Raw genomic sequence first — 11,539 nt, 5'->3', positions numbered from 1 at the left:
TTAGGATAGCCTTTCTTACCTGAGACTTTCTTCTTGCAATTATCAAAGAACCTAGCAACTGCTGCTCATGCTCTCTCCGCCGCCGACTGTCGCGCCATCGAGTTTAGCTTTCCTGCCCATTCAAACTCTTTGGCAAGAATCGCACACTGTTTATTTAGATCATACTTGGTAGCTCCTTTGGTATCAATCCAGTAGCGCAAAGCTTTATTGCGGATGAATTGGAAGGTGCGGATCGCCTCATCAATTAAGGCGAACTGCTCAGAGGTGGCGACTAACTTTGACTCAAGGACTAACATGCTACTATTGTAGTTTATTTAAGCTGAAAATTGTCGCTCAGATATCCTATTCGCCATTGGCTCATACGGCTTATAGCCCCCTAGCTTTAGCTAGGGGGCTATAAGCCGCTCTTGATAAGAGAAAGCTTTGCTCTCTTGCCTCCTCGCCTCTGCCTAACTGACTGTGGGGGAGAGACCTCACACACATTTTGTAAAAAGCCAGCACTGTTTTGGGGACCCATAGACGAGACTTGGACTGCTTAAATTTTTTCTAGAGCTATTTTGTGCACTCAGGATATGCTGTGATATTTTGCGTAAAAAGAAAATGGGCACCTCAATTAATGCACAAGATAGACTGAAATCAAATACTTAGAGTTATGGCTCTTATCGCAGACATAGGTTATGAAAAAGTCCTGTCCTTGCTGGCTCATTTCACCCGTTTTTTCCAGTTTTACTTACACTGCTCCGGCACTTCGTCAATAAATGTACCGTGTCAGGTTGTAACTTAAATTCACTTTTGCATCCCATTTTCGCCCACGCTATAGCTTCACGCCGCTATGCGCGGTCCGCCCAAACCGCAGCAGATGCATTTTCTATAGCTAAAACTTCGCCAAACGTTCGAGCATCAGGTCTCGCTGCATGCATTACTTTATAGCGACGGATAAAAACATACTTACTAGCTATACAAAGGAGTTTGAACCTTAGAATTCGGCCAAGGGCTTGCCACCAGCCTTACTTTGTCGAGGACGCTCATGTACTTTCTGAAAAAGAGGGCGCAATGGCTCCCAGGGCAGCAGGGTGTCTAACGGCGTTAAGCAATTTTTCGGCTCAGCTAGTTTTTGCTGACGTTGTTCCCAATCCCACAGGCCTTGTGGTCCCATCCTAAGGATTGGTCGAGCTGTTCCTTTATTTTCTCATTTTTATCTAAATCAAGATGCCCTTTAGAGCGGGACCGGGGCATTCTGGGAGACCGTGGGATGAGCAATGACCGGGCAGTTGATGACCACCTTGGTCGGTCTTAGACCAGCAACGAAGGCATTGCCCGGTCCCGGTGGGTTGATGACCGCACTCTCCACATCGCCAGCCTGTACTAGAGCTATCAGGTCAGCGAAGGAATTGATCCGGCGTACTTTGTTCGCCTGTATCGCCGCTGCTGTCCATTGGTTTACGTGAGCATCCCATAGCGGACTGTAATTATTGTCCTGCGAACGGTTGTTGTTATCAGGCTCAATCGGAAAGACATTGACCGGATCGATGCCATTGTTGGCGATGGAAGAGGCGAAGCCTTGCTCCGCACCCCGACCGGGCTCCAGGGGACCATTTAACGTCGGAGAGAAGCCAAGGAGTGCGGAGCGGTCACTGGGTCGGCTCTGACCAAAGCTCAGAATGTTCGCCAGTCGTGGCGCGTAGACACCGTTTTCTAGGACTGCCGGGACTTCAGCCGAGACATCGGTGACCAAATGATAGTAAAGCGGCTTACCGTCCTGCATCCCGTCCAAGAGCGATAGGGTCACAGTCCGCTTAATGAGGTCCAGTGCCTTCAACCGGTCATGGGTGCCGCTGGCGTTGGCGATGACCTGAGCGTTCAGGATGATCCCACTGGGCAATACAATCGCTGAGGACCATTCAGCATCGGCAATCGCACCGGGCTTAGCCACCAGCGGTGGGAAAGGATTAGGCGAGCCGCCGACAATCTGGCGGATGGGTGCAAAGTCAATCACGCCCCGGAATTTCATCAGGCCGTTATCGAGCGTAACGGCTTGTCCGCCCGCCATGGCGGTGATGTGCCGCAGTTTGGGTGCGTAGTTGATGCCGAGCGTCTGGGCCGTAGCGTAGTCGGAAGCTTCGGTGATGATGTAGTAAACAGACGCGCCATTGGGGGCGAGGCCCCGGTATAAAGGCAGGGTCACGGTCGCATTGCGGGGCGTGAAGTCAATGGCTAGGGCACTCTTCAGGAAGACGTTATCGCTGGTCTTGAACTTAACCGCCGTGCGCGGAGAATAGCTGGGTTGTCCTGATTCACGGGCTGCTGTCGCCAGTAAAGCATCAATTTCGCCGGTGGACTGCGCGAACACCATTGGTGCCGAGCCGACGGTGAGTAAAAGTGACAGCGTCAAAGCCAATTGCTTCATGTTCTGGTCCTTTGCATCTATTAGTCAATACGTGGAGGGGTACTGACTGGATGACGAGATGGTAGTCCATCCTGTAAGCTGAGTAGCCAATGTAGTAGGGGTGAATTTACTCCCGGCTTAGAGCTTCAAGGAACCTCAGCTTTGTTCAACGGTCTCCCCTCTAGGGGGCGGCGACGGGGTGAGAGCATTGGGATAATGCTGTCGCTCAAACGAGAGTTAGTCAGCCCAGAGCAAGGGCAAAGTCGGGCCACGGCTGGTACAACCATCGGCGCGTGGCTAGAAGTATTTTACAACCGACACCGGTTAGCTTCCACGGTGGGCTAGCTACCCCCAGTTGAGTTTGAGAAAGGTTACTACGCGGCCGGCTCTCAGGTAGCACAAGGTCTCTGTCCACTAATTTGGGGCAAGGTCAATCAGCTCAAGGAGGGGCTGTGCTCTGGGTGGTTGATGCAGTAACTGAAGCACCCTGCTATTTCGATGGCTCTTGCGTAAGTCTTGGAGCTTTTTGCTTAAGGCAACTCAAATAGATTCTTTCCCCCCTTTTAAAAGGGGGCTGGGGGGATCTTCTAAGGCGGGCCTTAGAAGCGGACGGTCAGACCCACAAAAAGCTCGGTATCGGGGGCGGCGGGAGTGAGGCCGAAGCGTACGCCTGTATCGAGGAGGAGGTTTTGACTGAGGGCGTAGGTCAAGCCAGCATTAACTGTTGCCATCCAAGGAGCTTCCTGTTCAGTACTGAGCATACTGACGAACTCGGCAAAAGCTCCCAACTCCGCTGTCAGGTCGTGCCCAAGCACCAGACTATTGACGAACTCGGTGTGGTACCCGTCATCTATAGTGTTGGGCACAAAGGCGACCACGACCATCGTGCCTAGTCCCCAGCCCTCACTGAGTTCCACGGCGAGGGGGAAAATGAGGCCCCCATCTACTCGTCCGGCTCTCGTGGGAATTGTGATAAACGGCATAACCGCAAAAGCTGTCGGACCCCCATCGTTTCCCCAGAGGTTAACCTTTACGCGGAGTGTTACATCGGGGATAACGGCGGTCTCACGGCTGACCACGCCTTCTACATTGCTATCACTGAGACTATAGGGGGTCAGGCCCACTTGAAAATCCACATTTTGGCCTAGCCCCAACTTAAAATTCAAGGGGGCAAGGGTCCAACTCGTCCGCCCGTCCTCGCGACTGAACCCCAAAACATCGGTCTCAAGCTGCAACCAGCCCGCATCTACGGTGTAAGCACTCTCCGTCACATCGGGACGGTCAGGACTCAAGGGGCGCAATAACTCCTTGGGGGTCCGGTTGGTCAAGGTGTACTGACTCTTATCCGGTAATGGCTGGGCCAGCACGGGCAATACACAGACAAGTAACCACAGCACAAAACCAATCCCACGCCCCACAGCCACCTCAAATGTGAAATAAAAATGAAATCTTCTCTGTTGTACTGCTCCATCTCCTCAGCGTCAAGGGCAGCGACGATATTTTTCACTATTTTTTCATTTTTCATTAGGACGCCTTGCTACGGCTTAAATAACGGTGCCTACCGTGCAAAAACCATTCCTACTGCGTCAGCAGTAATTTTTCACTAACTAGGGTTTGGCGTTAGCGGCTTATCCTGGGTTTGTACCGTGCCTGGGCCAACCGCGATGGCGCATAACCATAGTCACCATAGCCACAGTCACAGTCACCATGCCACCAATTACAGCCAAGCTTTTGCTCTAGGGATTGCTCTGAACCTGGGTTTTGTCGGGGTGGAATTCGTATTTGGGCTTTTGGCCCATTCCCTCGCCCTGGTTGCTGATGCGGGGCACAACCTGAGTGATGTGCTGGGCCTGTCACTGGCTTGGGGGGCAAGTACCTTGGCGCGTCAGCAACCCTCAGTCCGGCGCACCTATGGCCTACGTCGCGCCTCAATTCTGGCGGCTCTGGGGAATGCAGTCCTGTTGCTGGTCGCGGTGGGGGTGATTGTCTGGGAAGCTCTGCGGCGATTTACCGATCCGGGCGTGGTGGTGGGTGAGACGGTCGTTTGGGTAGCGGCAGTGGGGATTGCGGTCAATGCGGGTAGTGCTTTACTTTTTCAGGCTGGACAGAAGCATGACCTGAACCTGCGGGGGGCTTTTTTGCACCTGATGGCGGATGCGGTTGTGTCCTTGGGTACAGTCTTGGCGGGCGTATTAATTCTGGTCACGGGCTGGTTATGGCTAGACCCGATGATGAGTCTGGCGATTGCGGTGGTCATCTCCTGGGGAACCTGGGGTCTTTTGGTGGAATCGCTCAATCTCGCCCTCGATGGGGTCCCTGAACAGATTGATCCCCAAGCTGTCCGCACCTATCTCGAAGCCCTACCTGGTGTGAGCGGGGTCCACGATCTACACATCTGGGCGATGAGTACCACGGAGAACGCCCTGACCGCCCATCTCGTCCTACCAAGTGGGTCCCCAGGGGATCGCTTTTTAGCGGAAGTCTGTGCCCATCTCCACGTTAAGTTCGCCATCGAACACACGACACTCCAAGTCGAAACTGGGGACTACCTCTGCGTGCTAGCCCCGCCGCCGCAAGTTTAATAGGCGGGTGTAAGCTGATAGCATCTTTCCCCGGAGGCGCGGGTGGAACAACGGATTGCCTTAGTAACGGGAGCTAATCGGGGTATCGGCTTTGAAGTATGTCGCCAATTGGCCCAAGTCGGGCTCGCGGTAATCCTAACTAGCCGCAACGAGACTGAGGGTAAACAAGCGGCGGCAGAACTAGCGCAAGAAGGTCTCCCAGTCCATTACTATCCCCTAGACGTCAATGAACCGACCAGTATTGAACAGTTGGGGACCTACTTACATGCGGACGTGGGCCGGGTGGATGTCTTGGTCAACAACGCCGGGGTCTTCCTGGATGAACCGACAGACCAGGCTCTGACTGCTCGTGTAGAGACTTTTGAACGGACCTTCCTCACCAATGTCTTTGGTCCCCTGCGCTTGGCTCAGACCCTCATTCCTCTGATGCAAAGGCAGAAGTACGGGCGGGTAGTGCATGTCTCCTCCGGCGCGGGGCAACTGTCGGATATGCTCAGCGGTTATCCCGCCTACCGGATGTCCAAAACCGCCCTCAATAGCCTGACCCGGATGCTCGCCTACGAAGTGCGAGGGACGGGTATTTTGGTCAACAGTATGTGTCCAGGTTGGGTCAAGACCGCCATGGGTGGTCCCGATGCGCCACGGACCCCGGCGGAGGGAGCCGATACGGTCCTCTGGCTTGCCACCCTCCCCGAGGATGGACCGACCGGGGGTTTCTTCCGCAACCGCGAACCCATCCCGTGGTGATACTCCTCTACAGGCATGGAAAGAGACCATCAGCGGTCATCTTCCGCTTACACTCAGGGCCATGAGCATTGACCACGACCAATTCAAACAATTACAGGACTTACGTAAGAGCCATCGGCCTAGCCGGGTGCTTCAGTTGCTGCATCAACCACCCAGAGCGTAGCCCCGGCTGGAGTTGATAGATGGTTTGGGTACCATAGGCGACCTCGTTAAGCCCTACCCACACCAGCCGCGCACCGCCGATATGATTGCGTTGCCTACGCTCCTTGCGACATTGACACGCTTCAAGCCCCGTCAGGGGTTTGATTTCGCGGTGAAACTCTGCCACTTGCCAACGGACGCGCCAGATGGTCCGCTACATAGGTCAGGGTCTAGTGGAGCTGGGCAGTTAACCGGTCTTGGCAGTCGTCGAGTTTAGTAAAACTCATCGGCTAAGAGGCAGGTCACGGCGTCGAGGAAGCGGCACTCTGTTACGTAAAACACATCCGCAAACTTTGCCCTGAGGATATTCTGAATCTCGAAACTCGCATTCAACCACGGTTGGAGACGTTTCTCAAGGGGTGATGGACTCAGGACAGGTTCTTGTCGTCCTCCTGAGCAATCACCGCAAGAACTTTAACAAGGCTTCCGTCACGACCTCGGGGTATTCTTGTTGGCACCAGTGCCCACAGGCGGGGATACGGACCTCTTGATAATCCGAGAGAATATAGCGGTCCAGCCGATACACAAAATCTGGGGTAATGGCGAAATCATCCTCACCATAAATAAACAATGAGGGCACTTGAATCGGGGTCATCAGGTCCGGGGCCAGCCCAGGTCCGAAGTTGGCACGGTAATAGTTGAGCATTGCCCTTAGTGAACCTCGTTTAATTGCCGCCACGAAATACTGGATATCCTCCGCCGTGATTTTCCCTGGTCGCACCGTGGGGTCCGTGAAAATGGAACGCACCAACCGATAGTCCTGGTCACTCAGGTACCACTCCGCCAGCCCCGGTATCTGGAATAGGGCAATATAGCGGCTGGCCCACAGTTGGCGGGGCGTGAGGTTATCACGTAGGGCCAAGGGGGGCGGGACCTGGAGCGCGGCAACCCGGGGCACCCGGTAAGGATGACGCAACGCCGTCGCCCAAGCAATCAAGGCCCCCCAGTCATGCCCGACCAAGCGGAAACGCGATTCCCCCCAAGCCCGCGCCAAGGCCACCACATCCTCCACCAGATAATCCAGCAGATAAGCGCGGGTGTCTGGGGGTTGACTGGAGAGGTTATACCCCCGCAGGTCTGGGACCACGACCCGAAAATGTTGGGCCAAAGGGACAATCTGATGCCGCCAACTGTACCAGCACTCCGGGAAACCATGGAGCAGGATTAGCAGCGGACCCTCGCCGAGATGGGCGCAGTGAAAAACTAAACCGTTCGCTTGGACATCCTTAAACTGCCATGGAAACTCCGTCATCCCGGTCCCACCAACCACATAAAGATAAAGCCCAAGGCCGCCCCCGCAAAAACCTGGACGGGTGTATGTCCCAGTAACTCCATCAGCCGCTCCTCAAGAAACTGGGGCTTTTCGCTAAATAGCTCTTCAATGATGATGTTCAAAACCCGTGCTTGCTTACCCGCCGCCCGGCGGACCCCCGCTGCATCGTACATGACAATAAACGCAAACACCGCCGCAATCGCAAACTCATTACTACTCCAATTGCTAGTCTGGCCCACGCCCGTTGCGAGGGCCACGACCAAGGCCGAATGGGAGCTTGGCATTCCCCCCGAGGTAGTCAAAACGCGGAGGTTAATTTTTCCGGTTTGGACGAGGGCGACCACGAGCTTGATGGATTGGGCAGCGAGTCCGGCGAGGAGAGCGACCACTAGGACTTGATTCTCGAAGACATTGCTGAGTGGGTACATACGCCTCAGTGCTCCCGCTGGGTAATAAAGTCCGCGAGAGCGAGAAGAGGGACCGCCCGTTCACCAAAACCGATCAACTCGGTCTTGGCCTCAGTAGTGAGTTGTTGGGCTAGATTCTGGGAGCATTCCAGTCCTAATAGGCTTGGATATGTGGCTTTTTGGACAGCAACATCCTTGCCAATGGTTTTACCAATTTTCTCAGGCGTACCCGTGATGTCTAAAATATCGTCCACAATCTGAAAAGCCAGCCCGATTTTTTGTGCGTAACGGCTGAGTCGGCCCAGTTCCTCGGTGCCACCGCCCGCGAGGATACCGCCACTGACCACGGCTACTTCGAGCAGAGCCCCGGTTTTCTTGGCATGGAGGGTCTGGAGCGTCGTCAGGGGAATGGGTTTACCTTCGCTCTGGAGGTCCATCACCTGACCGCCCACGAGTCCACTGGCACTAGCCGCCCGTCCCAACCGTGCCACGACAGCTAAGACTTGAGCAGGCTGGACCTGCGCCGGGGTCTGGGTCGCCATGACCTCGAAAGCGTAGGCTAAGAGTCCGTCACCCGCCAGGATTGCCATGGCTTCACCATAAACTTTATGGTTGGTGGGCTGGCCCCGGCGCAGGTCGTCATTGTCCATCGCGGGTAGGTCGTCATGGATTAAGGACATCGTGTGAATCATCTCTAGGGCACAGGCGGTGGGGACGGCCCAGGCGAGCCTACCGCCTAGAAGTTCACAGCTTGCCAAACAGAGGATTGGGCGGAGACGCTTGCCCCCGGCGAGGAGGGAATAGCGCATGGCCTGGTAGATGGTCTCCGGTTCAGCCAAGGGAAGGAACTGCCCCAAGGCTTCCTCGACCAGGACTTTGCGTTGACTCAAGTATTGGACTAGCTCAAACCCAACCATGACCCGCCCATAAACCTTCCCTTATTTTAGGGGTATTGCTGTCAGGTCCCTGATACTCCCTTTCCTCACCCGGAGGTTTCTAGGACAACGAGAGATTTTAAAACTAGGACGGCTCTAGGTCCTCTGACCCGAAATGCTCGTTCTGTTTACTATCGCCACCGGATTGCTCACCATCAGTACTGGTCGCTTTTGCTTTGAGATGAACCCATCCATCTTTAAGGAATCTGGGGCAGGCCGGGGTTATATTCCTTTTCGTAGTTGGGGTGAATCCAAAGGAATTCTCGGCGGTTGTTCTGGACTCTCACTAACCCCCCAAAACCTGGGTCTTTAGTCCGCAAGAGGTGTTCTAGCTCTCTGAGCATTCCCCCGTAGGTGGGCGTGGGTTGACCGAATTGGCGTTGATACTCTGGAGTCTCGAACTCCATAGTTCTCTCGCCAGAGAGTCCTGGTCTATCGTCATGACCCAGCCACTCGCCAGCTTGACCGCCTACATCTAGGAGGGCCTTGGTTGATTTTTCAGAGAACTCTAACTGCTGTTTATAGCTATCGTCTACCACGAGTTTGGCGGCTGATGCTGCTACGGGCAACACAAGGCTCAAAGCTCCAGTTACAAGCCGGACATAGGGAGCTACCTTCACTAACCATTCACGGGGTTGGTCAAACTCGTATACCCCCCGTTTATCTCCCCACAGGATCGGCAAAGGTAAACGCGAATGTTCACACCAGAGGGTCAGGCGTATCTTTTGGCTCATCCATCCTGGTCTGTCCCAAAACCCCGGATCAACTGGGGTCCAACTAATTAAGCGAGGCCCATCCCGGCCTTCATCAAGTAGGGTAGTCATTACCGCAGCATAATGTTCATCAGCCTTACTCATGAAAGCCTGGACCTCAATTCGAGAAGTCTGCACCTCAACCAAAATCGGTTGAATTCCCTGTTGTATAGCTTGTATTATCTCTGCTGTTTGTTGATTCTGATGGGATGCAACGTCAGAATTAGGTTGTGAGATATTGACCATCAATTCATCAATATTCTGCCATTGGTTACAGCCAGGAATTGAACAAGGATAATCAGAGCGGCTTTTACGTCTACTCTCAATCAATTTCTCAATTTCAAACAAGCCCCGGCCTGGATCGTCCACACCACAGGGTCCACGACAAGGCACCATGATCTGACAACGCAAGCCTTTCCAAAAATTCTCGACTAGCCATTTTACTTCGCTGCTTAGCTGGTTAAGGAAGACAATTGGATAGGCGGCTCGAACCGTGATGCGAATATCACCCCCTTCTAACACTAAGAAAGCCCGACCATTGTAACCATCCTCCAAGACTAAGCCCTGCTGCCAGTGACAGCTCTTCCTGTAATCTTCTCGACCAAGAGAGTAGCGATGGAGCCGCACAATCAGTTGATAAAAAAGACCTTCGGCAGGTGCGTTGATGCCAGTGCTTGCATCCACAATCCGACAAACTTGCACTTGTTCTTTGTCCCCAGATGTTGGTCTCTCATTCCAGTCTTCAGCAAATCTCTCAGGGCGGGCACCAGGGACGAGTTGGGCGATTAGACTAGTGTGGTTGGCAGGGTCAGGCAGAATTACTCGATAGGACACATCGAACCGCTCCATCAACCGTAGGAAAATGGGATGTAGTTCAGGGGAATAACGTTCTTCTTTATTACGTGCTGGATCGTTCCACAGTTCCCTTAGGCGACTGTGTTGAATCAGGCCATACTGTTCCTTAATTTGCTTATCTTCCAGAACAAAGCTAATTGCCTTGGTCAACCAGTCAGGTTTGAGAATTACTATATCCTTCAATCCTTCATCCTGATTGTAGTAAATCAGTTGCCCGAGTGTGTGGCAAATAGTGATAAAGAGATTAGTTTGTTCGTTGCTCAAGCCTTGACCGTAACAAATTTCTTTTAATTCTGTGAACAATAGGTAAGGTTTGGATTGACGAGCTAGTATTTCTCTGATTCTTTGCCAGCGACCAGGATAGGGACGGCCCACATCAGGAAGACCACTAGCTGTTCGAGCAATGGCCTGTTTTAATTCCTTAATTTGATCACCCGTTTGGCTGTCCACATGCGAGAAGTCTACGATGAAGTCTGGGAAGCGTTTACGTAAAGCCTCCTCATCTAAAAATGCTTGCCGTTCTTTAGGACCGCCGTGGGTTGCGACGATTAACACTCGGGGTCTTTGGTGAGGACGTTTTTCGTCAAATGCTCTGTGCTTAATCAAATTGGTCCAGTATTCTACAAAGCCTTGTTCGGGTCCCTCACGGGGTTTCCACACGACTAAGTAAATAGCAGCCTCACTAAAGAAAAGTTGATGGGTCGGGCGATAAATGGGTTGACCACCAAAATCCCACCCGTTCAGTGTCAATGTGTCTTCTGTATCAGGGTTAGTCAGAGATATACACTTAATCTCCACCCCATGCGTCGTATCCCGACCTTCTATAAACTGCTCTCCTCGAAGAGCAGCTAGTAGACTACTTTTACCCACTTCACCTTCACCAACTAAAACCAGTTTGGCTTCATGAAGAATTACTTTATCATTTGCTTGTTCCCGGAAGAATTGCAGAAGTGTCTGTATACCCTGTTCACAAACAGCTCTTATTAAAGGGTTTAGGGGATTATCTCGGAAATCAAGATAGCGTAATTGAGTAAGGTTACCTAGAGACTCCGGTAGATCGGTTAATTGATTATTTAAGAGGATAAGATTCTGTAGTTGAGCAAGGTTACCTAGGGACTCCGGTAGATTAGTTAATTGATTGTCTGAGAGGTCAAGCAAGTGTAGTTGAGTAAGGTTACCTAGGGACTCAGGTAGCTCGGTTAAGTAGTTGTTTGAGAGGTAAAGATTTGGTAGTTGAGTAAGGTTACCTAGGGACTCCGGTAGATTAGTTAATTGATTGCTTGAGAGGTCAAGGAACTGTAGTTGAGTAAGGCTGCCCAGCCACTCTGGTAGATTAGTTAATTGATTGTTTGAGAGGTAAAGATCCTGTAGTTGAGTAAAGCTGCCCAGCCACTCTGGTAG

9 protein-coding genes and 1 pseudogene are annotated in these 11,539 nt (G+C 52.6%); 2 read left to right on the top strand and 8 right to left on the bottom strand.

The annotated features are described in order from the left end of the window. The 3 genes and pseudogenes from HFM78_RS01885 to HFM78_RS01875 form a co-directional block, all read right to left on the bottom strand. Nucleotides 1-296 (bottom strand): annotated as a pseudogene (locus tag HFM78_RS01885) (RNA-guided endonuclease TnpB family protein); the annotation flags it as partial. A gap of 920 nt (nucleotides 297-1,216) precedes the next feature. Beyond that, nucleotides 1,217-2,407 carry a hypothetical protein gene (locus HFM78_RS01880; protein ID WP_287127719.1) on the bottom strand — a complete coding sequence of 397 codons (1,191 nt, stop codon included), beginning with the start codon at nucleotides 2,405-2,407 and terminating at the stop codon, nucleotides 1,217-1,219. Between the two features lie 578 nt (nucleotides 2,408-2,985). Next, nucleotides 2,986-3,810, bottom strand: a complete 825-nt coding sequence (locus HFM78_RS01875) for a transporter (protein WP_287127718.1) — start codon at nucleotides 3,808-3,810, stop codon at nucleotides 2,986-2,988. Between the two features lie 240 nt (nucleotides 3,811-4,050). Here HFM78_RS01875 and HFM78_RS01870 point away from each other — a divergent pair, with 240 nt between their 5' ends. Then, entirely contained in the window at nucleotides 4,051-4,968 is a 918-nt protein-coding gene (locus HFM78_RS01870) for a cation diffusion facilitator family transporter (RefSeq protein ID WP_396032985.1), read from the top strand. A gap of 42 nt (nucleotides 4,969-5,010) precedes the next feature. Then, nucleotides 5,011-5,715, top strand: a complete 705-nt coding sequence (locus HFM78_RS01865; RefSeq protein WP_287127716.1) for an SDR family oxidoreductase — start codon at nucleotides 5,011-5,013, stop codon at nucleotides 5,713-5,715. Between the two features lie 100 nt (nucleotides 5,716-5,815). Here the strand turns inward: HFM78_RS01865 and HFM78_RS01860 are convergent, their stop codons facing one another. The 5 genes from HFM78_RS01860 to HFM78_RS01840 all read right to left on the bottom strand — a co-directional run. Next, the gene (locus tag HFM78_RS01860; protein WP_287127715.1) at nucleotides 5,816-6,043 is read right to left on the bottom strand and encodes a hypothetical protein; all 228 of its coding nucleotides are present in this window, start codon (nucleotides 6,041-6,043) and stop codon (nucleotides 5,816-5,818) included. 273 nt (nucleotides 6,044-6,316) lie between these two features. Further along, the gene (locus tag HFM78_RS01855) at nucleotides 6,317-7,168 is read right to left on the bottom strand and encodes an alpha/beta fold hydrolase (RefSeq protein ID WP_287127714.1); all 852 of its coding nucleotides are present in this window, start codon (nucleotides 7,166-7,168) and stop codon (nucleotides 6,317-6,319) included. Then, nucleotides 7,165-7,617 carry a divergent PAP2 family protein gene (locus HFM78_RS01850; RefSeq protein WP_287127713.1) on the bottom strand — a complete coding sequence of 151 codons (453 nt, stop codon included), beginning with the start codon at nucleotides 7,615-7,617 and terminating at the stop codon, nucleotides 7,165-7,167. Before HFM78_RS01850 ends, HFM78_RS01855 begins: the two co-directional genes overlap by 4 nt. Nucleotides 7,618-7,622: 5 nt before the next feature. After that, entirely contained in the window at nucleotides 7,623-8,513 is an 891-nt protein-coding gene (gene crtE, locus HFM78_RS01845) for a geranylgeranyl diphosphate synthase CrtE (protein ID WP_287127712.1), read from the bottom strand. Between the two features lie 215 nt (nucleotides 8,514-8,728). Then, on the bottom strand, nucleotides 8,729-11,539 hold a 2,811-nt coding region (locus HFM78_RS01840), incomplete at its 5' end, for a COR domain-containing protein (RefSeq protein WP_287127711.1).

It is taken from the genome of Candidatus Cyanaurora vandensis, assembly GCF_013285555.1.
Lineage (GTDB): Bacteria > Cyanobacteriota > Cyanobacteriia > Gloeobacterales > Anthocerotibacteraceae > Cyanaurora > Cyanaurora vandensis.
This window is presented reverse-complemented; position numbering and strand designations above follow the sequence as displayed.

Bases quoted from the DNA above. Each gene is read 5' to 3' on its own strand.
- HFM78_RS01850 (WP_287127713.1), bottom strand. From the start codon at position 7,617: ATGTACCCACTCAGCAATGTCTTCGAGAATCAAGTCCTAGTGGTCGCT.
- crtE (WP_287127712.1), bottom strand. From the start codon at position 8,513: ATGGTTGGGTTTGAGCTAGTCCAATACTTGAGTCAACGCAAAGTCCTG.
- HFM78_RS01870 (WP_396032985.1), top strand. From the start codon at position 4,051: ATGGCGCATAACCATAGTCACCATAGCCACAGTCACAGTCACCATGCC.
- HFM78_RS01880 (WP_287127719.1), bottom strand. From the start codon at position 2,407: ATGAAGCAATTGGCTTTGACGCTGTCACTTTTACTCACCGTCGGCTCG.
- HFM78_RS01855 (WP_287127714.1), bottom strand. From the start codon at position 7,168: ATGACGGAGTTTCCATGGCAGTTTAAGGATGTCCAAGCGAACGGTTTA.